The 23251-nt window shown below is 62.7% G+C and carries 22 protein-coding genes; 10 read left to right on the plus strand and 12 right to left on the minus strand.

What is annotated here, in order from left to right; genetic code table 11:
• Nucleotides 1-1137, plus strand: a complete 1137-nt coding sequence (locus U5A67_RS16695) for an iron ABC transporter permease (RefSeq protein ID WP_321815319.1) — start codon at nucleotides 1-3, stop codon at nucleotides 1135-1137.
• A gap of 28 nt (nucleotides 1138-1165) precedes the next feature.
• Nucleotides 1166-1978 carry an ATP-binding cassette domain-containing protein gene (locus U5A67_RS16700; protein WP_205987258.1) on the plus strand — a complete coding sequence of 271 codons (813 nt, stop codon included), beginning with the start codon at nucleotides 1166-1168 and terminating at the stop codon, nucleotides 1976-1978.
• Nucleotides 1979-1995: 17 nt separating this feature from the next.
• On the opposite strand, the gene U5A67_RS16705 is transcribed toward U5A67_RS16700, so the two are convergent.
• From U5A67_RS16705 to U5A67_RS16735, 7 genes are all read right to left on the minus strand, one after another.
• Entirely contained in the window at nucleotides 1996-2466 is a 471-nt protein-coding gene (locus U5A67_RS16705; protein WP_205987259.1) for a DUF2269 family protein, read from the minus strand.
• The gene (locus U5A67_RS16710) at nucleotides 2463-3716 is read right to left on the minus strand and encodes an SDR family oxidoreductase (RefSeq protein ID WP_321815318.1); all 1254 of its coding nucleotides are present in this window, start codon (nucleotides 3714-3716) and stop codon (nucleotides 2463-2465) included. The genes U5A67_RS16705 and U5A67_RS16710 overlap by 4 nt, the downstream gene beginning before the upstream one ends.
• A gap of 109 nt (nucleotides 3717-3825) precedes the next feature.
• A complete protein-coding gene (locus U5A67_RS16715) occupies nucleotides 3826-4353 on the minus strand; it encodes a GbsR/MarR family transcriptional regulator (RefSeq protein ID WP_205987261.1) in 528 nt (175 codons plus the stop codon).
• Nucleotides 4354-4425: 72 nt separating this feature from the next.
• Nucleotides 4426-5172, minus strand: coding sequence for a hypothetical protein (locus U5A67_RS16720; RefSeq protein WP_321815317.1), 747 nt, complete (start codon nucleotides 5170-5172; stop codon nucleotides 4426-4428).
• Between the two features lie 5 nt (nucleotides 5173-5177).
• Nucleotides 5178-7622 carry a TonB-dependent receptor gene (locus U5A67_RS16725; RefSeq protein WP_321815316.1) on the minus strand — a complete coding sequence of 815 codons (2445 nt, stop codon included), beginning with the start codon at nucleotides 7620-7622 and terminating at the stop codon, nucleotides 5178-5180.
• A 107-nt stretch (nucleotides 7623-7729) separates the two neighbouring features.
• Nucleotides 7730-8743: a FecR domain-containing protein gene (locus U5A67_RS16730; protein WP_415767848.1), complete on the minus strand. Its 1014-nt coding sequence runs from the start codon at nucleotides 8741-8743 to the stop codon at nucleotides 7730-7732.
• A 5-nt stretch (nucleotides 8744-8748) separates the two neighbouring features.
• The gene (locus tag U5A67_RS16735) at nucleotides 8749-9252 is read right to left on the minus strand and encodes a sigma-70 family RNA polymerase sigma factor (protein ID WP_321815315.1); all 504 of its coding nucleotides are present in this window, start codon (nucleotides 9250-9252) and stop codon (nucleotides 8749-8751) included.
• Nucleotides 9253-9584: 332 nt separating this feature from the next.
• Here U5A67_RS16735 and U5A67_RS16740 point away from each other — a divergent pair, with 332 nt between their 5' ends.
• The 3 genes from U5A67_RS16740 (at nucleotide 9585) to U5A67_RS16750 (ending at nucleotide 12125) form a co-directional block, all read left to right on the plus strand.
• Nucleotides 9585-9881 carry a hypothetical protein gene (locus U5A67_RS16740; RefSeq protein WP_321815314.1) on the plus strand — a complete coding sequence of 99 codons (297 nt, stop codon included), beginning with the start codon at nucleotides 9585-9587 and terminating at the stop codon, nucleotides 9879-9881.
• Nucleotides 9882-9984: 103 nt separating this feature from the next.
• Nucleotides 9985-10662 carry a heavy metal response regulator transcription factor gene (locus tag U5A67_RS16745; RefSeq protein ID WP_205987266.1) on the plus strand — a complete coding sequence of 226 codons (678 nt, stop codon included), beginning with the start codon at nucleotides 9985-9987 and terminating at the stop codon, nucleotides 10660-10662.
• The gene (locus tag U5A67_RS16750; protein WP_321815313.1) at nucleotides 10662-12125 is read left to right on the plus strand and encodes a heavy metal sensor histidine kinase; all 1464 of its coding nucleotides are present in this window, start codon (nucleotides 10662-10664) and stop codon (nucleotides 12123-12125) included. The genes U5A67_RS16745 and U5A67_RS16750 overlap by 1 nt, the downstream gene beginning before the upstream one ends.
• A 47-nt stretch (nucleotides 12126-12172) precedes the next feature.
• Here the strand turns inward: U5A67_RS16750 and U5A67_RS16755 are convergent, their stop codons facing one another.
• From U5A67_RS16755 to U5A67_RS16765, 3 genes are all read right to left on the minus strand, one after another.
• On the minus strand, nucleotides 12173-13036 hold the full coding sequence (locus U5A67_RS16755; protein ID WP_321815312.1) for a M48 family metallopeptidase: 864 nt from the start codon (nucleotides 13034-13036) through the stop codon (nucleotides 12173-12175).
• A 477-nt stretch (nucleotides 13037-13513) separates the two neighbouring features.
• Complete coding sequence (locus tag U5A67_RS16760; RefSeq protein ID WP_321815311.1) at nucleotides 13514-15841, minus strand: LPS-assembly protein LptD; 2328 nt, start codon at nucleotides 15839-15841, stop codon at nucleotides 13514-13516.
• Between the two features lie 85 nt (nucleotides 15842-15926).
• Nucleotides 15927-16319, minus strand: a complete 393-nt coding sequence (locus U5A67_RS16765; RefSeq protein ID WP_205985942.1) for a hypothetical protein — start codon at nucleotides 16317-16319, stop codon at nucleotides 15927-15929.
• A 370-nt stretch (nucleotides 16320-16689) separates the two neighbouring features.
• Here U5A67_RS16765 and U5A67_RS16770 point away from each other — a divergent pair, with 370 nt between their 5' ends.
• Both U5A67_RS16770 and U5A67_RS16775 read left to right on the plus strand, forming a co-directional pair.
• A complete protein-coding gene (locus U5A67_RS16770; RefSeq protein WP_321815310.1) occupies nucleotides 16690-17586 on the plus strand; it encodes a glycosyltransferase family 9 protein in 897 nt (298 codons plus the stop codon).
• Nucleotides 17583-18482 (plus strand): glycosyltransferase family 9 protein, encoded by a 900-nt coding sequence (locus U5A67_RS16775; protein ID WP_321815309.1) that lies wholly within the window; start codon nucleotides 17583-17585, stop codon nucleotides 18480-18482. Before U5A67_RS16770 ends, U5A67_RS16775 begins: the two co-directional genes overlap by 4 nt.
• Nucleotides 18483-18523: 41 nt before the next feature.
• On the opposite strand, the gene U5A67_RS16780 is transcribed toward U5A67_RS16775, so the two are convergent.
• Nucleotides 18524-19243, minus strand: coding sequence for a response regulator (locus tag U5A67_RS16780; RefSeq protein WP_205985940.1), 720 nt, complete (start codon nucleotides 19241-19243; stop codon nucleotides 18524-18526).
• Nucleotides 19240-20847 (minus strand): ATP-binding protein, encoded by a 1608-nt coding sequence (locus U5A67_RS16785; protein WP_321815308.1) that lies wholly within the window; start codon nucleotides 20845-20847, stop codon nucleotides 19240-19242. Before U5A67_RS16785 ends, U5A67_RS16780 begins: the two co-directional genes overlap by 4 nt.
• A gap of 223 nt (nucleotides 20848-21070) precedes the next feature.
• On the opposite strand from U5A67_RS16785, the gene U5A67_RS16790 reads away from it, so the two are divergent.
• From U5A67_RS16790 to U5A67_RS16800, 3 genes are all read left to right on the plus strand, one after another.
• On the plus strand, nucleotides 21071-21850 hold the full coding sequence (locus U5A67_RS16790; RefSeq protein ID WP_321815307.1) for a response regulator transcription factor: 780 nt from the start codon (nucleotides 21071-21073) through the stop codon (nucleotides 21848-21850).
• A gap of 267 nt (nucleotides 21851-22117) precedes the next feature.
• Entirely contained in the window at nucleotides 22118-22327 is a 210-nt protein-coding gene (locus U5A67_RS16795; protein ID WP_321815306.1) for a hypothetical protein, read from the plus strand.
• 151 nt (nucleotides 22328-22478) lie between these two features.
• On the plus strand, nucleotides 22479-23249 hold the full coding sequence (locus U5A67_RS16800) for a glycosyltransferase family 2 protein (RefSeq protein ID WP_205985954.1): 771 nt from the start codon (nucleotides 22479-22481) through the stop codon (nucleotides 23247-23249).
• The last annotated feature ends 2 nt before the right edge of the window (nucleotides 23250-23251 follow it).

A 23251-nucleotide genomic window follows, 5' to 3' on the forward strand; every position in this document is an offset into this window, starting at 1 on the left:
ATGACCAGGCAAACTCTTCGACTCGCGCGGCCCACGGCGGCCGCGTCTCCCGTTGCGCGCGGCCCGCGTTCGCGTGCGCCGCTGGTGTTCGCGGGCCTTGGCGTACTGCTCGCAGCGACCGTGCTCGCGGCCGTATGCATGGGCGCGTATCCCATCTCGCCGGCGGCGCTCTGGCAGGCATTCATGAGCGGCGATCTGCACGCGGGCGCGCAGGCCGACCGGTCCGCGCTCGTGCTGCTCGAACTGCGTCTGCCGCGCGTGGCGATGGCGCTGCTGGTGGGCGCCGGGTTCGGTGCTGCCGGTAGCGCATTGCAGGCGTTGCTGCGCAATCCGCTGGCCGACCCCGGTTTGATCGGCGTATCGAGCGGCGCAGCGCTGGGCGCATCGCTGCTGATCGTGTTTGGTGCAGCGCTGCTGCCGCATCTGGGCGCATTCTGGCCCGCTGTATTCGCAGGCGGCATCGCGCCGGGCTCGAGCCAGCTCACGGCGATCGCGGCCTTCGTGGGCGCGCTAGGCGTCACGCTGGGCGTGTACCGCATCGCTTCGTCGAACGGCCGTGTGGTCTTGCCGATTTTATTGCTCGCGGGCGTGGCGGCCAATGCGCTTGCAGGCGCGGTGATCGGCACGCTCTCCTACGTGGCCAGCGATGCGCAACTGCGCTCGCTCACGTTCTGGAGCCTGGGCAGTCTCGCCGATGCCAAGTGGTCGACGTTGAGCGCGATCGCACCGTTCGTGATCGTCGGTATCGTGACGATGGCAGCGCATACGCGCGCGCTCAACGCCATGCAGCTTGGCGAACTGGAGGCACACTATCTGGGCGTGCCAGTCAAACGTGTCAAGCACTCCATACTATTGGCGAGCGCATTGACCGTGGGCGCGCTGGTGTCGAGCACGGGGCAGATCGGCTTTATCGGCCTGGTGGCGCCGCATTGCGTTCGCCTGCTGTGCGGTCCGGATCAGCGTGTGGTTTTGCCCGGCGCGATGCTGCTGGGCGCGCTCCTGACCGTGGCTGCCGATCTCGCCGCACGCACGCTGGTTGCGCCCGCCGAGATTCCGCTGGGCGTGCTCACTGCGCTGCTGGGTGCGCCATTCTTTATCGTCCTGATTCTGCGTAGCCGGCGGCATTTCGGCGGATGAGCGCGTTAAAAAACTGGCGAAATAAATCATGCTTTCGATTCAGAATCTGCGCATCGGTTACCGCGGAAGGCCGCTCTTCGACGACTTCTCGCTGAGCGTTGCGCCTGGCGAGTTTGTCGTCGTGCTCGGGCAGAACGGTGTCGGCAAAAGTACCTTGCTCAAGGCGCTTGCGGGCGACTTTACGCTGCAGGGTTTTCCAGACCGCGAGAGCGGCGGCACGCTCACACTCAATGGCGAAGACGTGGGCCGCATCGCGCCTCAGCGTCTCGCGCAATTGCGCGCCGTGCTGGCGCAGAGCGTGCCCAACAGCTTTGCGGTGTCCGTGAGCGAAGTCGTGCAACTGGGGCGCTACGCGCATATCGACGGCGCAGCGATGCCGTTTTCCGTCGATGTACTGGTGCACGACATGCTGGCGCTCGCGGGCGTGGCGCCGCTGGCGCATCGCGACATCACCACGCTGTCGGGCGGCGAATTCGCGCGCGTGCAGTTTGCGCGGGCGCTGGCCCAATTGTGGACGCTCGATAGCCACCGCCTGCCGCCGCGCTATCTGCTGATGGACGAACCCACCGCGGCGCTCGATCTGGTGCAGCAGCATCGGCTTTTCGCCACCGCGAGAAGGCTCACGCGCGCATGGAACATCGGCGCGCTGGCGATTGCGCACGACTGCAATCTCGCGGCGCGTCACGCCGATAGACTCGTGCTGATCGGCAATGGCCGCGTGATCGCCGACGGGCCGCCGCGCGAAGTCATGCGTACCGATCTGCTGGAGCGCTGCTATGGCGCGCCGATGCAGATTGCGGGCGCCGATGAAACCAGCGTGGCAAGCATTTTTCCCGCATGAAACCGGCGTAAGCAAGCTCAACTGGGCTTGAACACCATCAGGAAGTAGACCAGCAGCATCGCCACGAAAGCCGGATAGCCGAGCCATTCCCACGTCTTCGCGTATTGCCAGTAACGCGCGGGCAATACCGTGGCGTGGGATTCATGCGCGGCCTGCGCGAGTTCGGCCAGACGCAATTGCAGCCACACCACCGGCAACCAGCACGCGCCTGCGAGCAAATAAAGCGCCATCGCGGCCAGCAGCCACGGGCTGCGCCACGGCCAGCCCGCAGCGTGTGCGAGCCAGACGCCGCTTGCGGGCTGGAACAGCACGGCGGGCGTGGTGAACCACCAGTCCGCGCGCACCACCAGTCGCGCCACTGCGGCGATCACGGGCACCGAGCGCGTGCGATTGGCGAAGTAGAGATAGAACGCGGTGCCGAAACCCGTGCCCACGAGCAGCACGGACGAGAGAATGTGCAAGGTCTTGACGACAAGATAGACGTTCATGATCGCGAGTCCTCGCTGAAGAGGACGAATAGAAGCGTGAGGATCGGCAGGTTCTTGAGGATCGGGCCGAAAGGATCGGTGAGCAGTTCGGGCAACGCGACGGCGATGATCGCGGAATACACGACGATCAGCGCGATCTGCGCGAGCCATAGCCGTCGCCCAGGGCGTAGCAACGTGGCCACGCCGAAGCCAAAATCGAGCGCGGACGCCGAATAAAGCGCGGCCAGTGCGATCGTCCCATGCAGATGAACGCGGGCGAGCAGTGCGAGGCTTTGCGCCTGCGGATGAAGCCACGCGCTCACGATCGCGCTCCAGATCCACGTCACCGCCAACGCGAAACGAAATAATAAGGATCGCCAGGTTTCTAGCGCTTCGCGACGCAAGGCCAACGCATCGTGCGTGATGAACAGGCTCAAGCCGAGTGGCGCGCGCCCCAGTACGCGCGTGGTATCGGCAACGTCGGCGGTGCTGCCGGACTGCAGCATGCGCCACGTGTCGCGCGTCAGCATTGCGCCGGGGATGCGATCGCAAAGAACAGCGGCGGTGCCAATCAAGACGCCAGGCATGGCAATGCGCGACGCGGGCGCGAATCCAAGCGATTGCCGATAAATCGCCAGCATCTCGCGATACTCGACTTCCTCGCCACCGACGATATCGAGCGTCTGACGCGCCGGGGTATCGGCTTCCAGAAGACGGATCACGATTTGCGCGAGATCGTCGGCGTGAATGTGGCGCAGCAATTGATGTCCGCCTGCCGGAAGCACGTGCAAAGGCAGGCTCGCGAGCGCGCGAAAGAAGCGCGACGACGCACCGTTCGGCCCATACACCAGCGCGGGACGCACGATCTGCCACTCGATCGGCAGGCTTTGCAGATGACGGTCCGCGGCGCATTTGCTGGCGAAATAGCGCGTTTCGCCCGTTTGCGCGCCTAATGCCGATATCTGCACGACACGCTTGACGCCAGCCTGCGCGCACGCGTCGAACAATGCGATCGGGCTGCGCGTATGGATGGCGTCGAACGTCTGGGTGCGCGTTTCCAGCAGAATGCCGACGGAATTGATCACGGCGTCGATGCCTTCAAGTTGCGTGCGCAACGTTGCAGGGTCGAGACCGGTGGCGAAATCCATCTGGATCTCATCGGGTTGAGTAGCGCGACGCACGCCTTTCACAACACGATGGCCTTCGCGTTCCAGCCATGCGCATAGCGTTCCGCCGACAAAACCGTGTGCGCCGCAAACGAGGATTTTCATCAGCGATTCTCCCTTTGTCTGTTTTGGCTATTGTTACTGTTATTTCTGTATAGACAGAAATATACGGGCAAAAAAAACGCGGGCACGGCGGCCCGCCTCTACGTTCGTCTCAAGGCTTGCGGCGAATCACCTTGCTGAGCTTCGCACCAATGCCCAGGGTCTTCATCAGCGTTTCCGGCTTCAGACGCAGCATCTCGTCGGACCAGGTCGTCAAGGTTTCCATGAACACCAGCGTGTCGCGAATGCGCTGCTCGGTTTCGCGGCTTTCGTTCTTGATTTCGGGGCTCGTGAGCGTATCGCGCAGCACGGTCAGCGTGGGATCGATTTCGCGCTGGCGGCGGCCTTCGACGATCAGCTTGAACAGTTCCCAGACATCCGTGGAGGTTTCGAAATGATCGCGGCGGTCGCCCATCACGTGGACGACTTTTGCCAGCCGCCACGACTGCAACTCTTTCAGGCTGGTGCTGACGTTCGAACGCGCGACACCTAAAGCCTCGGCAATTTCGTCGGCGGCGACGGGGCGGCCCAGCAGATAGAGCAGGGCGTGAATTTGCGCCACGGTGCGATTGACGCCCCAGCGCGAGCCCATTTCGCCCCAATGCAGGATGAATTTTTCGGCGGTCGGTGTGAGTTCCATGGAGCAGACTTTATGGACTTCAGTTATTTCTGTCAAGACAGAAATAACTGAAGTAGGCCGCCATCGGCGAAATCAGGCCGTTTTGCTGTCCGCGCCGGCTGCCCAGTCGATTGCCGAATCGAACAGTTTGATGCCTGCAGCGCTGAGGTTTGGAAACGAATCATTGTCCATAAAGAACATGACGCGGCGCGCGGGCGCGAGCGCTTCATAGTCCATCGTCGCGCCTTTTTCGTAGGTGAAAATGGCCGCCTTTTCGGGCTGTCCATAGATCGTCGCGATGATCGACGCGCCGAGTCCGGGCTTGCCCCAGCTCATCGGCGCCTGCTTGCGCACCACATTGGCGACGCCCGCCGGCAGACCCGCCGAAGCCGGATGCGGCGCATTGACGAGCCACAGATAACGCTCTTTTTCCACCTCACCGAAATCGACGTCATGACGTTTGCCGCTCATGGCGAGATCGTCGAGCAGATCGTTTTCCCACGTCAGCAAGGGCACGGCCGCTTCGCGCCAGCCGGCCGGCACGTCTTTCGCCGATACCGTCGACGAAATGATCACCAGTTGCGCGCCCAGTGCGTCGCGCGGGTCGAAGTCCTGATTCACGAGCCGGACCTGATAGCCGCGATTCTGCAGATGCGCGGCAATTTGCCGGTCGACGGCAATGTTCGGACCGTCGAGCTGCACGACCATCAACACCGCGCGGGCGGCATTCTGTGTTTGCGCGCGGCCATCGGGCATGGCGAACGCGCTGGCGAGCGCAGCGAGAGAAACAAGCGCATGACGTCGCGAAGGACGCAGCGAAAAGCGGGTCGAACGGGTCATGTTGATTAGAACTCGAAGGTGGAAAGCAGCGAGACCTGGCGTGCGTCGCCAACCGCTACGAAATAGCGGTTGGCGCTCGACGGGTAATAGGTTTTGTTGAAGAGATTCTTTACGTTGAGCTGGAACGATACGCGGTGGTCGCCCCATTTCGTGTCGTAAGTGGCGAAGGCATCGGCCACGGTATAAGCGGGCAGCGTGAAGCTATTGGCCGAATCGCCGGGCCGCGCGCCCACGTAATGCGCCCCCGCCCCCACACGCAACTGATCGCCGCCGAACACGGTGCCGAAGTCATAGACGGCCGCCAGCGAAGCCGTATTCTGCGCGACGTTCCAGAGCCGGTTGCCCGCGTATTCCGGGTCTTCGATCGTTTTCGCGTCGATATACGCGTAGCTCGCAATCACGCTCCAGTGCTGGCCGATCTGGCCGGACACATCGAGCTCGACACCACGCGAACGCGCCTTGCCCGAGGTGCGCCAGTCGGTCTGCTTGGTGCTGTCGTTGTACTGCGAAACCAGCACGTTCGATTTGTCGATATTGAAGAGGGCGAGCGTGCCCGTGAGTCCCGCGGGCATCGCAATCTTGGCGCCCACTTCCCACGACGTGGCTTCTTCGGGCTTCACCGACGAATCGATCACCACGCCGGTGCTCAGCGGCGCGATCGTCGATGTCGGCTTGAGCGATTGTGTATAGCTGCCGTATAGCGAAACCGTATCGGTCCACTTATAGACAACGCCCGCGCGCGGCAGCCATTTATTGCCGCTCAGATCGGTATTCGCCTTGAACGGACGCCCTTTACCGGCGATCTGGTTGTACGTCATGTAACGCGCGCCGCCCACCAGAATCCACTTCTCGCCCAGATGCAGACTGTCCTGAAAGTAGACGGACGCATCGTGCAGCGTGTCGGTCTGGTCGCTGTCGCTGGCCGATACGGTGCTTGACGGGCTTTCCAGTCCATAGACCGGATTCAGATAATTGAAGGTGGACTGCGTGGCCTGGCGCAGCAGATCCGCGCGATAAATACGGCGATATTCATCGTCCACGCCGACCTGCAGATCGTTGCGCAAGCCCGCCACCGTGAAGTGGCCGTCCACGTAGGCGGTCGCGTAGCTGTCCGTGCTCACGGCGCCATGCGTCGCATCGTTGCTGCGCGAAAGCACGCCGGTCGTGCTGTTCACGCCTTGCACGCGCAACTGGTTGGCGTCGTAGGTCTCGCGGTTATAGCTATAGCCGATGTGCGCTTTCCAGTCCGCGTTGATCTGATGATCGACCTGCAACTGCGCGAGATGCGACTCGCCGGTCATATCGTTGAACGGCTCGTCCAGACGTTCGCGCGAGGGAATCGCCAGCGGCTGGTTGGTCTTCGGATCGAGCGCGGTGCCGCGATCGAAGGGATAAAGAAACTTGCGATACTGATACGACAGCACGACCTGCGTATCGCGGCCATACCACGCCAGGGAAGGCGCCACCAGCGTTTCGCGATGCTCGCCGAAATTGCGCCAGTATTGCTCGTTGACCTGATCGAGCACGAGACGATAAGCCAGACCCGTATCGCCGATCGGGCCGGTGGTATCGAGCGTCGCGCCGCCGCCGTTGCGGCCGTGTCCATAGGTCGATCCAAGCACTGAAATCGCGTGATACGGCGTGAGCCGCGGCTGCTTGCTGACGACATTCACCACGCCGCCCGGGTCCATGATGCCGTAGAGCAGCGAGGTCGGGCCCTTGAGCACTTCGACGCTATCGACGGCATCGTTGAGCGCGCGGCCCTGCACGAGCGGCATGCCGTTTTCCATGATCGAGCCGTCGCGATTGCCGCCGAAGCCGCGCTTGAGCAGCGTGTCCTGGGTGCCCGCGAGCGTATTGCCCTGCACGATGCCGCTGACGTTCGCCAGCGCATCGTCCAGATTGCGCGGACGCTGATCGTGCAGCACCTGGGCCGGCACGACGTTGACGGCCTGCGCGGTGTCGAGCACGGGCGTGTCGGAGCGCGTGATATTGGCCTCGGCGGGCGCGCGATAGCTGCCTGCCTTGATCGCCGATGCATCCACTTTGACGGCGGGCAGGATCGCATTGTCCTGGGCGCTGGTGTTGCTGGGATCTTCGGCGAGCGTGAAGCTGCCGTTGTCCTGCGCGCTGGCCGCCAGACCGGTATTGCGCAGAATGCGCGTGAGGCCTTCGGCCACGCGGTAATCGCCGTGCAAGCCCGGGCTGGTGCGCTTGGCGGCAAGCGAAGCCGGATACGCGATCATCACGCCCGCCTGCTGGCCGAACTGGTTCAGCGCCGTGGCGAGCGGGCCCGCGGCGATTTCGTAGTGCTGCACAGCGGGCGCCTGCTGGGACGTGGCGGTGCTGGCCGCGAACGCGGCCGGCTGGGCGCTGGCGGCAAAGAGCGCGACGACCGCAACACCGATCCAGTGATGACGTGGACGAATGGCCAGAAGAGATGAGGACATGGAATCGAAGACTGGGAAAAGGCCGATGAAGAAGTGCTTTCATCTGGCTTGTCCCGCGAGAATCGAAAACAGCTCAGGTTTTCGACAATATTTTTTGTATCGGTGAATCAGCCGCGCGCCGGGGCGACGGTGACCCAGTAACGCGTCAGGTAATCGGCGCGTAATGGCAGCGCCTGCGCGAGGGTATCGAGCACGCGATCGGTATCGGCGAGCAGATACGTGCCGGAAACGCGCAGCGACGCCACGCGCGGATCGCAACGCACGACGCCTTCGCGATAGCGCGACAGTTCGCCGAGAAAATCGGCAAGCCGCATGTCGTTGGCGACGAGCATGCCGCGCGTCCACGCGGAGTCTTCATTCGAAACTGCATCGACCGCGCTGATTGCTTGCGCGGTGAAGTTCGCAGATTCGCCCGCGCCGAGCGTGCGTGCAGCGCCAGGCGCGTCGCCGGGCACGATACGCACGGCGCCTTCGAACACGGCGAGCCGCGTCGCGTCGGCCTGCTGGCGCACCGAAAAGCGCGTGCCCAGCGGCGTGGCCGTGCCTTGCGCGGTCTGCACGATAAAGGGGCGTCCGGCGGTGTTGTTGCCGTGGCCGGTCACCACCATGATTTCGCCCCGCCGCAGCACGATGCGCCGCTCGTTCGAGGTGAAGCGCAAATCGACCGCCGATCCCGTGTTGAGCGTCAACTGCGTGCCGTCGTCGAGTGCATAGGTGCGGATTTCGCCGGTCGCCGTGTGCATATCGGCGGTCCAGCCGGGCCACGCGTTGCGATGGCGCGCGCTCCACGTCGCGCCGCCCGCGAAGAACAACAAGGCCAACGCCTTGACCGTCGAGCGTCGGCGCTGTGCGCCGCTACGTGTGAGCGCCGCGCGCGCGGCATGCGCGGACGCGCCTTGCCCGATCGACTGGAAGCGCTGCGAAACGGCCTGGATATGCTGCCAGGCGCGTTCGTGATCGGCATGTTCGGCGCGCCATGCGTCGAGCGCATCGCGCTGCGCCTGCGTCACCGCGCCCGTGCCCAGATCGAGCCACCATTCGACCGCGCGATGGGCGATGTCGGGTGGAATATTGGTCGGCTGGCTGGACGGATGAGTGGACGCAGCGGAACGCATCGGCATGATGCTCAAAGCGCGAAAAAGCACTGCGCCGCCGCTTTCGCGAGATGGCGTTTGACGGTCGCGAGCGAAATGCCCAGCGCCGCGCCGATTTCGGCATGCGTGGCGCCGTCGAGTTGCGCGAGCAGAAACGCACGCTTGACGATCACCGGCAAACCGTCGAGCAGCCGGTCGATTTCGCAGAGCGTTTCGAGCAGCACGGCCTGATCTTCCGGCGAAGGCGCGAGCGCCTCTGGCACCTGCGCGAGCGCTTCCAGATACGCGCGCTCGACCTGCTCGTGGCGCCAGTGGTTGTAAAGCACCCGCTGGGCGACGGTCGTGAGCAGCGCGCGCGGTTCGCGCGCTTCGATCGGCTCTTCGCGCGCCAGCAGGCGCATGAAGGTGTCGTGCGCCAGATCGCTGGCGCGATGGGCGCAACCGAGCTTGCGGCGCAGCCAGCCATGCAGCCAACCGTGATGCGCACGGTAAAGCGTGTCGATCTCGAGTTGGGCGGAAGGCGGAAGGGCGGTCATGCGGCGTGAAGCCCGGCGTTGAGCGGCGGTTGTAAAGAAATCGTCGCGTAGCTTACACGGCGATTGCGCATAAGTAAATGAGAATTGTTCTCGTGTGAGTGGCGATCCTGCGCCGATGTTCCGCCCCTTTTATGTGCAAATGGCGGCCGAAGTGTCGCCCGGATAACCGCTTCATTACGGTTTTGTTATCTGGCCGGAGATTCAGATTCCCTTAAGTTGGCGACGCCCAAAATGGCTCCGACTTCGCGATATTCATGAAGTCGCGGCGTGCAAGGCGAGATCGCTCTGGCGCGCGCTTCAATCACTTTTTGCCTTGATTCAGGAGCCTTACCATGAAAAACCGTCTGCTTGCTGCGCTTATCGTCAGTACTACGATGCTTCCCGCGTTCGCGTTTGCACAGGACCAGCATATCTCGCGCGCCTTCGTCCAGCCGCAGGTCGTGCAGGCCGAACAAAGCGGCACGCAGCATGTTTCGCACGAGCATGACCCGAATGGCGCCACCACCACGTCGGCCACGTCGTCGGCCAAGGCGGGCAACAGCGGTTACGGCACCGCAACCGCGGAAAGCTCGCAATCGGGCAGCACCGCGCACGCGTCCGCACTGAAGGTGCTCTACCGTCATCACTGAGCCGGCAAGATGTCGAAAATGTAATCCGCCGGTCAGCCCGGCGGACGCTTGGCCCATGCGGCTTTGGGTAAAATCGTCCCACCATGAAGGCGGGAGAATGCGTATGCGAGTCCTCGTAATCGAAGACGAGCCAAAGGCGGGGGCCTATGTCAAGAAAGGCCTCGAAGAATCCGGTTGCAGTGTCGATCTGGCAACCGATGGCGCTCAAGGGCTGCTGCTTGCGCAGGAAGAGGAGTACGACGTCATCGTGCTCGACGTGATGCTGCCCGTGCTCGACGGTTGGCAGGTGCTCAAACGCCTGCGGGCGACGCGCGCGACGCCGGTGCTTTTTCTCACCGCGCGCGACGATGTCGCCGACCGCGTGCAAGGCCTCGAACTGGGCGGCGACGACTACCTGGTCAAACCATTCGCCTTTGTCGAACTGCTCGCGCGCGTGCGCACGCTGGCGCGCCGCGGGCCGCCGCGCGAAGCGGAAATGATGCGCATCGCCGATCTGGAAATCGACGTGATTCGCCGCCGCGTCAAACGCGGCACGACCCGTATCGACCTCACGCCACGCGAATTTTCCCTGCTGCAATTGCTCGCGCGCCGCCAGGGCGAAGTGCTGAGCCGCACGCAGATCGCTTCGTTCGTCTGGGATATGAATTTCGACAGCGATACCAATGTCGTCGAAGTCGCAATCCGGCGTCTGCGCGCGAAAATCGACGAAGGCTATACGAGTAAATTGATCCACACGGTACGCGGCGTGGGCTACGTGATGGAAGAAAAGGACGCTTCCTGATGGCGCGCCGCTCGCTCGCGCTCACGCTGGCGCTGGTATTCAGCGCGACGACGCTCGCGGTGTTTGCCTGCGTCGGCTGGTATCTCTATGTGGCGCTCGCGCATCAGGTGCGCAAACAGGACGATCAGGAAATCGTGCTGGCGGCGCGTCACGTGCGCCGGCTGGCCGCCGAACTGGCTTCGACGCAGGATGCACGGTTGCACGCGCAACGGCTTTCCAGCGCGGTGCTGGGCAATCAGGCGATGGCCATGCGTATCGTCGATGCGCAGGGCGCTACCGTTTCGGCGCATGACGAAGGCGAGACCTTCGACGAACCGCCCAAACCGCCCACGCATGCCGTCACCGCCGACGATGTCGATCTCTCGCCCTCCCGTGCCGGCGCACTCGTGCTCGCGCCAAATGCGCGCATTATCGATACCGCGATCCGCGAATGGCGCAGCGCGCAGGGCGTGCCCGTGCGCAGTATTGCGCTGGACGTCGCGCTGCGTAATGGCGAGACGGTACGCGTGGGAATTGCGCGCGATCTGCGCGGGCCGCTCGAACTGCTCGACTCGTATCGCGATACCCTGTGGCTGGCGGGGAGTGTCGGTACGCTGGTCGTGCTGCTCGGCAGTTATGCGCTGGTGCGGCTGGCGTTGCGGCCCTTGCGACAGATTGCCGATCAGGCGCGCGAAGTGACGGCTTATCGGCTCGATCAACCTATTCGCGTCAAACATATTCCCGCTGAACTGGCGACTTTGGTGGCCTCGCTCAACGCGATGCTCGAACGGCTGCACGCGGGGTTTCAGCGGCTTTCCCAATTCACGACCGATCTTGCGCACGATATGCGCACACCGCTTGGCAATCTGCGTGGCGCGACCGAAATTGCGCTCGCGCGACCGCGTTCCGATGAGGAATATCAGGTGGTGCTCGCTTCCAATCTGGAAGAATGCGAGCGGCTTTCGCGCATGATCGAGAATGTGATTTTTCTGGCGCGGGCGGAGCATCCGCGGTTTGAAATGCGTCGGCGCGAGTTTGATCTGCGTGACGAACTTGAGCGGATCGTCGAGTATTTTGAAGGTCTCGCGGATGAGGCAGGAATAAGCATTCGCGTGGAGGGCGACGCGCAATTGAGCGCCGATGTCGAGTTGTTCCGGCGCGCGCTGAGTAATCTTATTGCCAATGCCTTGCGCTATACGCCGGCGGGCGGGGCGATATTGCTGGCGGTAGCGGTACGCGGGGATTCAATCGATGTAGTAGTCGAAAATCCCGGTGCGCCAATTCCTGCTGAGTTTCTCGAGCGTATTTTCGAGCGGTTCTATCGCGTCGATCCTTCGCGGGCGCAGGTGGCTGATTCTGCTGGGGCGTCGGCGGGGTTGGGGCTCGCGATTGTGCGTTCGGTGATGGAGTTGCACGGTGGAAAGGTGCGGGCCGAAAGTGATGAACGCAGTACGCGGTTTATTTTGACGTTTCCTCATGCGTAGGGGCACGGCGGAATGGCTATCCGCCGCGCGCCATTGAAGAAGATCGTTTAGCGGCCGGATTCAGGTTGTTCCTGGCGGAAACCCGGCTCGAACACGTTATTCGCCAGACTCGCGCCCGACGTGTTCTGAACGGTCGATCTGATGGCGGCCACGCGGCGCGTCAGTCGCGGATGCGAGCGGCAGATCTCGGTCAGAAAGCCGAAGATCGGCGGGACCATGGCTTCCTGCTCGACAAACGCATCGCAATTCATGGCGCTGTTGAGTCGCTTGCAGCCGCAGCCGAGCATCTGCAATGCACTGCGCGAGGCGTGGAAATCTTTCGACAAATACGCGCCTGCGTTGTCGCATGTATATTCGCGCGAGCGAGAATAGGCTTTACCGAGAAACGGGATGAGTTTCGCCGGCAGTTTCAACGTGTTGATCCAGGGATTCAGGTGGCCGGCTGCATGATGGCCCAGTTCGTGGCCAATGACAAACCGCACCTGTGCGTCGCTGCTGGCTTCGACAAGCGCCGAAGTCAGGAATACATAGCGTCCGCCAAACAGGCGTCGCGCAAAAGCATTGAATACGCCGTGGGAGTTATAGAGAAACGTCTTCGGCGGTTCGTTGAGGCCGATCTCACTGGCGCCTTCAACGACCATGGCGTGAAGTTCGGGAAACTGTTTCGGTCCTAGCAGGATCATATTGCCGAACGCCGTGGCGCGATAGGCGAGTGCGGCGATCCAGAGGAAAATCACGATCGCTACGCCGTAGCCAACGTAGAGCTTGATCATCGCTCCTGTTTTTGGGTCGTCCCAGTGCGATCCGATCGCCGATATCACCATGATCCACAGTAATACCCCCGCTGCGATCATCAGCGGATGATAGATTTTTTCGCGCCTGTTTTTCAGTGAGTTGATTGTGTTTGACATTTTGGATGATCAAATCGATTAGGGTCGACGCGGAATCATCCAGTATTGTTGTGGTGAAATCAACCTTGGATGCGGCTCGCATCGAACGTTGTTCTATAGGGCTGAATGGTTTTTGTTTTGTATTTAAAGCGCATGGGTTGACTTTTATTTTTAATGAAATTTATGCGCGTTAAATTGGGGTGTTTCTGGTTTGTTCTCGTTTTTGGTTTGTTTTGCTGTTGGCTTTTTCCTGCTTTCGTGTCGGTCTATTAGCGTCGCCCCTGTGCGGGGCGGCACCTACTTTTCTTTGCAGCGGCAAAGAAAAGTAGGCAAAAGAAAGCCGCTCACACCGCTAGTGTGACGCAGTTGGCAAACCGCCTTTTAGGGGGAATGGTATAGGGGCATCCGGTCCCCCGCACCATACCACTCAGTGACAAGGCGCCCGCTCATCCGGCGGCGCTGCGCGCGCCGTTGGGTTCATTCAAACCAGTGTGCTTTTTACTGGTAATCCGTGAATTTCGATATCGGGGTGCTGCTATCCGGCAGCGGGGAGTAGCCTGGGACGTTGTCCTTGAATTGATTCAACAAGCCGTTGTCTACCTTCGATAGTCCCTTTAATTGCAGTTGCATCAGCACTCTGCTTCCTGTGCTGGGGACGGTCGTCGAACTCGTTTCGTTCGTGTACTTCTCGAATGCTATCCCCAGCGACCAGCAGTCGGCGTCGTACTGGAATCCCACCAGGCCCGCTATCAGGCGGTGTACGTGCATGTCGTAATTCACCCGCGCAACGCTCGACAGGTGTCGGCTCAACGGCCATTGGCCCGAGACGATGAACTGGCTCACCGGTTCGTAGTCGTCGCTCGAATCAGTCGAGTCCGGGCGCGTGTAGCGGTACGCCACGTTCACGACTTCGCCTCGCGCCGGCGCCCAGGAGACCCCTGTGCTCGTGTGCGATAGCGAGGAATTCGATTCGTTGTACTCGAATGCCTGTTCGGCTTTGAAGTGGTTGCCGATATTCAACGATCCGCCCGCAATCACCCCCGTACGCGTCAGGTCCGTGGTGCTGCCGTCCGCAATCAAGGTCACGCGCGGGGTCGTGAAGTTGTATTGCTGTGCCAGCACGAAGCGCGCGGCTTCCGAGCCCGTCGCGGCGTCCACGAAGCGTGTCGTGATCGCCGCCGTGATGCGGTTCGCGTCCGCGATACGGTCGTTGCCTACGAAACTATTGGTGCTGAATATCTCCGCCAGGCCGAAGTCGCTTTGCGCCGTGTCGAATAGCGGCGCGTAGTTCTGGTTGCGATAGGGCGTGTAGACGTAGTAGAGCCTCGGCTCCAGCGTCTGGATATAGGAGCGGCCGAATAGCGTGACGCTGCGCTCGAATGTCATGCCCGAGTCCACGCTGACCGTCGGCACGTTGACCGAGAAGTTGCGCGGCTGGCCCGCCACCGGGTCGCTGCCCAGCGATGAGAGGTCGTAAGCCGCAAAGTGCCATTGCACCTTCGGCGTGATGTACCACGAGGGCCGCACAATCGGCATCGATACGTACGGGTTGAACACGAAGCGGTTGCCCTGCGCCACGTCGCTACTCGACATCGTGAAGCGCGAGGCGTCGGCTTCCGCGCCAAAGTCCAGGCCGCCCACGTTGTAACGCGCGTAATTCACGTTGATCTGCGGTTCGCGGTTGTAGATCGTGTCGCCCGAATACGATTGCCAGTGCTGTTCGCGCAGCAGAACCGACCACGGGCCGTTCGCGTAGCGCAAGCCCGCTTCCTGGTCGTATAGCGTGGTCGAGCCCAGGAAGGTCTGGCCTGCGGAGATGAGGTCCGTGTTGACGCTCGCGTCCGATACGCGGTTGTAATTCACATAGGCCGAAAAGCCCGAGCCAATCTGCCAGTCGTGCTTGATCGACAGCGAGTAGCGGTCGGTCTTCGTGAGCGCGTCGTGCGGCAGGATCAGGCCGGAGAATTCGCCGCTGTAGTCGCTGCCCAGGTAGCGGAAGTCGGCACTCATCACTTCGCCGCGGCGGCTGATGATGCGCGGCGTCAGCGTCAGGTCGTAGTTCGGCGCGATGTTGACGTAGATCGGCGTCGACAGATCGAAGCCGCTCGATGAGCTGAACGAGAACGTCGGCGGCAACAGGCCGCTGCGCCGGTCGTCCGAAAGCGGGAACGAGAGCCATGGGCTCGCGAATAGCGGAAAGCCCTGAAAAAACAGCACCGCATTGTGCGCGACGCCCGTGTCCGTGCCGCTGTCCATGTCGAAGCGCGAGGCGCGCAGATACCACGCGGGTTCGCCGCTGCAGTGGCAGGTCGAATAGGTGCCGTCGTGGATTTCGGCGCGTTCGTTGTCGAGCACATCCGCGCGCGCGGCGGTGCCCCAGCCGCCGTTGATCACGAACTGATAGTGAGGTGTACTGATGTAGCCTTGATTCGCTTCGATGCGCATGTGCGCGTACGGGCCGAAGAAGGTCGCACCGCCTTCGGTCAGGCCCACGTGGCCGTAGGCGTCGGCAGTGTCGCTGTCTTCGAAGTAGTGAAGATAGTCGCCTTTGATGACCGAGTCGTAGCGGCGCAATTCCGCGTTGCCGTGCAGCGAGTAATCGTTATTCTCGGTGCCGGTCATCGAATCGCCGAGCGCGGCCGTGCCGCTTTTCTGGCCCGATTGCAGCGGATGTTCCTGCAATTGCGGATCGACCCGCAGGGCGTAGGCGTCGCTCGCGGCGTCGGGCAACGCCGCCGGCTGTGCGGCCGCGCCCGCGAGTTGCGCGTGCGCCAGCGGCGGCGCGAATCCGGGCGCGACGAGCAACAGGGAAATCAGGGGCTTCAAACGAAAGCCGCGCACTACGTGACGCAGGATCAAGGTGGGCGAGGTCAGCAGGGGATTGCGGTAAAACCGGGGAATGCGCGCGGCGTCACTGCAGCCATGTGGCGGGAGTGGGCCGCGTGGCCTCGTGGTGTGCGGCGGTCTCGAGCGCTTCGACAATGCCGGGAATCTGTTCGCACGGCACCGTAAACGACAGGCTGGCGGTTCTCGATAAACGGAAGCGGATCACGAGCTGGCGCGTGCCGTCGAGCCGGCCGACTTCGCAACCACGCGCCTGCATCAGCGTGAACGAGGGAGCGGGACTGTTGTCGATGCGCTGGATTTTTTCCATTGCATTCGGCAGCGCAACCAGCAGGTCGTTGAAGACCGAGCGGTGCAGCGCCGCCGTGGCGTCGCCGTCGTGGATCAGCAGGAATTCGCCGTCCGCGCTCAGGTCTGCCGAGCTGATCTGGCGCACTACGGCAGTTACACCCTCAGCCATGCGCAAGCACTCCCGCGTGTGTGACGCGTTCGCAGAAAAAGAAACGGTGCGTGGTCATGGCGGGTCAGTGGCAGGTTGCGATGACGCCACGATAGTCGAATGCTGCTGCAAATGGGTTACTGCGCTAGCGCCTCTTATTAACGCATATTTCTGCGCGATATTCGCGCGCTGCGTTTTATACGTTTTTTGCGGCTCTACGCGCGAATTTCGCCTGTTTGCAGCGTTACTCACTGTAACGCAAGGGTAACCGACTGAAATTATTCGCGCGCTAAGCTGCCGCTCATTCTCATCCAATGTTTTGAGTAACTCGTGAGCGTCGTACGGCAGATGATGGTCCAGCTCGCCGAAGGCCGCTCTGAATGGAATTACGATGCGACCTTTGCAGCCGGCCTCCCGCGTGGCCGTGGTTTTGTCGTCCGCGCTGGGCGACTCTTTGTTGATGATGATTGTCGTGCGCAATCTGCGCGAAAACGGCATGACGGTCAGCGTATTCGGCAGAAATGCCGTCACGCTGGCGGCCTGGTTTCCCGGCATCGACATCCAGCCTGAACTCACGAGCGACACCGCTCGCACCTTGTTGCCCGGCTTCGATCACGTGATCGCGATGCGCCGCAACGGGCCCATCGCCGATCCCGCCTTGCCGCTGGCCGATCTGATCCTGCTCGAACCGGCCTGCCGCGCGCGTTCGACGAAATCGATGGCCGATCGTCTCATGCATTTCTGCCGCGATGAACTCGGCCTCGCCGACGCCGTCAAGCACAACGGCATGACCGCGCCGGCCGGCTTGCAGCCGCGCCGCTTTCACAATCGCATTGCCATTCATCCGACTGCGAGCACGCACGACAAGTGCTGGCTGCCGTCGCGCTTTATCCGGCTCGCGCTGCGTCTGCGCAAGCTGGGTTTTCAGCCGCAATTCGTGGTCGCGCCGCAGGAGCGCGCGGCCTGGACGCATGTCGAATCGTATGGGATCGGGCTGCCGGAGCTGGGCTCGCTCGATAACGTCGCCGCGTGGATCTACGAATCGGGCTGGTTTATCGGCAACGATTCCGGCATCGGTCATCTGGCGTCGTGTCTGCAGGTGCCGACGCTCTCGCTGTTCATGCGGCGCGGTCTCGCGCGCACCTGGCAACCGGGCTGGGGCATCGGGCGCGTGGTGATCGGCGGCTATCTGCCGACGGCGCGTCTGCGCGAGCGCTACTGGAAATACACGCTTTCGGTGTCGCGCGTCGCGCGGGCCTTCCAGCAGTTGCAGGAGGCGCTTGCGTGAAGGAGGGGTTTGTCAAGCTTGACCGCCGTGTCGCGATCATCACGTCGCACGCGCTCGGCGATACGTTGCTGTTGATGGTGATCGCGCGCAATCTGCTCGATCAGGGCGCCGAAGTCGCCGTGTTCGGGCGCGCGTCCTGGGCGTTGCGCGCGTGGTTTCCCGATGTCGATATCCGCCCGCTGCCTGCCGATGCGCAATGGCGCGAGACGCTCGCGCCGTGGGATACCGTGCTGCAGATGCACGTTCACCAGCCGGTGCGCGATCTCGCTTCGTTGCATGACAACGTGCGGATTCTCGATCCGCTCACGGACGATGTGAGCAATCCGCCTATGGTGACGCGCTTCACGGAATTCTGTCGCGCGGAATTCAATCTGCCTGCCGTCCACACCGAAAACGGCATTGCGCCGCGCGCCGGTTTGCAGCATCGCCGCTATACGCGGCGCGTGGTGATTCACCCCGAAGCCAGCACGCCGGACAAGCGCTGGCTGCCGCAGCGCTTCCTGAGCCTTGCGCGCAATCTCGAACGATGGGGCTATGAGGTGGCTTTCGTTATGGCGCCCGACGAGTTGCCGCGCTGGAATTCGCTGCTGCTCAGTCGCTTTGCAGTCCATACGTTTTCGAGCCTGGACGGGCTGGCAGGCTGGCTGTATGAATCGGGCTGGTTTATCGGCAACGATTCGGGTGTGGGTCATCTGGCCGCGAATCTCGGCGTTCCCACGCTGAGCCTGTTCCGGCGCCGCGCGGTGGCGCAGCGCTGGCGTCCGGCCTGGGGCAATGCGCAGGTGGTGCTGCCGTGGCAATGGTTGCCGGGCGCATCGCTGAAGGAGCGCTTCTGGCGCGAGACCTTGACGTGCTCGCGCGTGCTTTCCGCGTTTGCGCGGATGACCGAAGAGTAAGTCTGGCGCCGGCGTTCAATATGCTGGCGCTGGCGCTGGCCTCATTCTTCGATCGGCTCCATTTCCAGCCGATAACCCACGCCATAGATCGAGCGGATCATGTCCTGATCCGGGCGGATTGCCTGGATCTTGCGGCGCAGGTTTTTGACGTGTGAATCGATGGTGCGATCGGCGACCACGCGATGGTCGTCGTACAGCGCGCGCAACAGATAATCGCGCGCGTAGATGCGGCCCGCGCCTGCGTGCAGCAGCGCGAGCAGGCGGAATTCAATCGGCGTGAGGTGCAGGTCGCGGCCGTCCAGACGCGCGGCGTGATGCGGCACGTCGATGGCAAACGGCGTGGGCATGTTGCCTTCCGCTTCCTGATGCGCGCGCGACAGCAATTCGGCGCGGCGCAGGATTGCCTTGACGCGCGCGACCACTTCGCGCGGGCTGAACGGTTTGCAGACGTAGTCGTCGGCGCCCAGTTCGAGGCCGAGCAGGCGATCGATTTCGTCCACGCGCGCGGTGATGATCATCACCGGTACGGCAGAAAACGTACGCAATTCGCGGCACACTTCCAGACCGCTGCGTCCCGGCAGCATCAGGTCGAGCAGCACCATCGAGGGCGCATGCTCGCGCACGTAGGGCACGACTTCGCGGCCGTCCGCGAGAATGGTGGTTGCAAAATCTTCCTTGGCCAGATAGTCGGCAAGCAGCGCCGCGAGCTTGGGCTCGTCTTCGACGATCAGGATGGAAGGCCGGGTGGTCGGATCAATCATTGTTGGTGTAGACGTGGAAGTTGGACGAGGATGCGCAGGCCTCCGAGCGGCGAGCGCGATGCCTCGATGGTGCCGCCGTGTTTTTCCACGATGCGCTTGCACAGCGCAAGTCCAAGCCCCGCGCCGCCGCTCTGGCGGCTACGGGACGGGTCGACGCGGAAAAAGCGGTCGAATAGATGCGGTAACAGCGGTGCCGGAACAGGCGGAAAGGAATCCTGAACATCGACGTAGAGCGCGTCATCGTCGGACGTGATCGCGACGTGTACGCGCCCGCCTGCGTTGGTGTAACGCAGGGCGTTTTCCAGCAGGTTTTTCCAGAGCTGCGTGAGACGGTACGGGTCGCCCGAGAGCGTGACGTGTTCGTCGCCGGACTCGAATTCGAGGGCGATCTGCTTGGCCGCGAGGCGCTCGCGAAACGCGTCGCACGAGGCCTCCACAATCGGCGCGAGATCGAGCGGCACTTTCTCGAACGACAGTTGCCCGATATCGGCGAGCGAGAGTTCGTAGAGATCGTCGATCAACTGGCTGAGCATGGCCACTTCCGCCTGCAGCGAGGTGATGGTGGCCGCGTCGGGGCGGCGCACGCCGTCTTCGATGGCTTCGAGCTCGCCGCGCAGCACCGAAAGCGGCGTGCGCAATTCGTGCGAGACATCGGCGATAAAGTCGCGGCGGTCGCCTTCGGCTTTCTCCAGCGAGGCCGCGAGACGGTTGAAGTCGTTCGCGAGCATCTGCAGTTCGTCGCTGCCTTTGGCGGGGATGCGCGTGGCGTAGTCGCCGCCCGCAAGCCGGTGCGTGGCCGTGACGATGCGCTTGATCGGCGTGAGCAGGGTGCGGGCGAGCACGATCGCCATCACGGCCGAGAGCAGCGCGGTGAAGCCCACGATGATCCAGGTGGCCTGCATCTGGCGGTTCTTGAAGCGCACCTCGGCCTGGCTGATGAGTTCGGCGGGCCCGGAGACGGCAATCCAGCCGACGATCTGTCCGTTGACCTTGAGCGGATGGCGCACGGAATCGGGCGGCGCAGGCGGTCCCGCCTTCGTCACCTGGTTCATCTGCGCGTCGTAGAGCGTAAACGGCGGGCGGTGCGGACGCCACGGATTGGCCGGGTCGGTGGGGCCGAAGAAGGGCATGCTGCCGCCCGTGCCGTTGGGCGCGGCCGGGCCGCCGGGGCTGCTGGGACCACCCGGATCGCCTGGCGCGCCAGGGCCAGCCGGAGCGCCCGGAACACCCGGCGCACCAGGAACACCCGGACCGTTCGCCCCAGGCATGCCGCCGGGCGCGCCCGGCATGGTCACATTATTCGGCGCACCGGGAGCATTGAGGCCCGGCATGTCGCCCGGCGGCGGACCTTCGCCAAACGGGCCGCCACCAAACGGCGGCGCCCCCCGCGTCTGCTCGCGGATCGCATCCCAGTTGCCGTGCTTGGCATAGGACGCTTCCAGTTCCTGTTCGAGCGAGGCGCGTTCGGTCTTTGCCTGCTCCTGCAGAAAATCCACAAAGCCGAATTCGAAACTCGCGCGAATGGCCACGCCCATGGCGACGGCCGCGATGACGCACGCGGACAGAATCGCGAGAAAAAGTTTGGACGTGATGCTGGCTTTCATGAGGCGCAGGGCCGGAACAATAAATGTGATGAATCAAGCGTTATTTTCACCCGAAGCGGCGCTTCAGGGTCGCATGCGCGGTACGAATCCACATTTTCTCCAGTTTTCACCTCTTTTTCCTCCACGGTTGTTCCGTATCATCCGTCGCACATCGAATCGACCGCTGCGCCCAGGGCGCGAGGCACGAGCGATGGCCTGCAATTACCTGGCGAGGGACAGATCGATGGATATTCATGTGCTTGTTGTCGAGCCGGATCAGGTGTCTCGTGACAACCTGCGCAGCTATCTGCAGCGCCAGCAGATCGACATGTCTGTGCTCTATGGCGCACAAGGGCTGGAACAGCGGCTCGCGCGCGAAATGCCGTCGCTCATCATTCTTCGTCATGAAGCGTGCGAGATCGACGGTATCGGCGCATTGCGCAGCCTGCGCGAAGCAGGTTATGCGGTGCCCGTCATCATCGTCAGCCGCTCCAACGATGTAGCCGACAAGGTGCTGGCGTTCGAACTGGGCGCCAACGATTTCCTCGTCGATCCGTACGATCCGCGCGAACTGCTCGCGCGCATGCGCCACGCGCTGCGCTGCAAGATCGATCTGCCGAATTCGCCGCGCAAGGAAGCGCGCTATGCGTTCGACGGTTTCGAAATCGACGCGGTCGGCAATCAGTTGTTCAAGAACGGCTCGCGCATTGCAGCGCCGCCGCTGGCGCTAGCCGTGCTGACCGTGTTCGCGGCGAACCGCATGCGTCCGCTTTCGCGCGAGCGCATTCTGAGCATGCTCGACCGCAATTCGAAACTGCATGCACGCAGCCTCGATGTGGTGGTGTTCCGGCTGCGCAAACTGCTGGGTCTGTCGCCTTGCGGACGCCAGTACATCCAGACGCGATATCGCGATGGCTACGTCTTTTGCCCCGACGATGCCTTTCTCAATCTTTCCTCCGCCGCAGCCGGCGGCGCGCACGAGATCGGTGGCGATCTTGAGCATTCTGCATTGCTAAGTATCTGATCGAGCCCGCGCCGCGAGCACTATCCGACGTGCATAAGCGTCACGCGGCGACGCTTGCCGTGGCTCGACAGCCTTCTGGCGAGCGTCGATCGAGCGCGAAAAGCGGGGCTGCGCGGCAAGGTAAGGAAAGGCTGCGTAACCGTGGGTAACCACGAATCCGCCCTGGTCTGCAAGCATAGGCCCCATCATGATGTGGATCGTTGGCGCAGGGCTTTGTCCGCCGCGCCGCGTTCGCACGACACACACTGTTTGACGAAGAGTATGAGCATGAAACGATTGATCGCCCTTGCGGGTGTAGTTGCGCTGGCGACGGCGCTCAGCGGTTGTTGCCTGTTTCCTTTCTGCGGCCCGGGCGGCCCCGGCGGCTGGGGTCCTGGCGGTGGCGGTGGCGGCGGTGGTGGCGGTCCTGGTGGCCATGGCGGCGGTGGCGGCCCGCAGGGCGCAGTGATCGTGCCGCACGCATCGACGCTGGCCTGATTGGTTGCCCGAATGCCTGCCTGATCGCGTGCCTGAGCGGCACCGAGATGGCAGGAAGCGCTGCGATGTGTCCTGGCCGTCGCAGCGGCTGATCCGCGCCGCGCACGTGGACATGTTCCGCTGCGCGGCAGTATGACCAAGCGAGGATGATTTGAAAGTAGCGCAGCTAGGCGTCGCGATCATCACGATGAACGCCGCGCAGCATCTGGCGGAATGCCTGCAGTCCGTGCGTTTTGCCGGCGAGATCGTCGTGCTCGATAGCGGCAGCACCGACAACACCGTCGAGATCGCGCGCCAGCACGGCGCACGCGTGATCGAAAGCGCAGACTGGCCCGGCTTCGGCGAGCAGAAGAATCGCGCGATTGCCGCGTTGTCCACGCCGTGGATACTCTCGCTCGACGCCGACGAAATCGTCACGCCCGAACTGGCGCACTCGATCCGCACGGCCGTCATGGCGCCGGAACTGGCGACCTATGCGGTGGACCGGCTGTCGAGTTTCTGCGGCGAATGGATCTATCACTCGGGCTGGTATCCGGACTGGATTCCGCGCCTGTTTCCGCGCGAACTCGCGCGCTTTTCGAGCGATCTCGTGCACGAGCGTCTGGTGTACGACGTGCCGTGCAAACGCCTCGAAGGCAAACTGCTGCATTACTCGTACGACAGCTACGAAACCGTGCTGCGCAAGATGGACGCGTATTCGACGCTGGGCGCCGAACAGCGTCGCTCGGGCGGCAAGAAAAGCAGCGTGAGAAAGGCGCTCGGGCGCGGTGCGTGGGCGTTTATTCGCACCTATGTGCTGCGGCGCGGCTTTCTCGATGGCCGCGCGGGGCTCATCATCGCGGTGTATAACGCCGAAACCGTCTATTACCGTTTTCTGAAGCTCACCCGGCTCGCTGCGCAGCCGGACGCGCCGGTGCGCTGAAA

It is taken from the genome of Paraburkholderia sp. J69-1, from assembly GCF_905220255.1.
Lineage (GTDB): Bacteria > Pseudomonadota > Gammaproteobacteria > Burkholderiales > Burkholderiaceae > Paraburkholderia.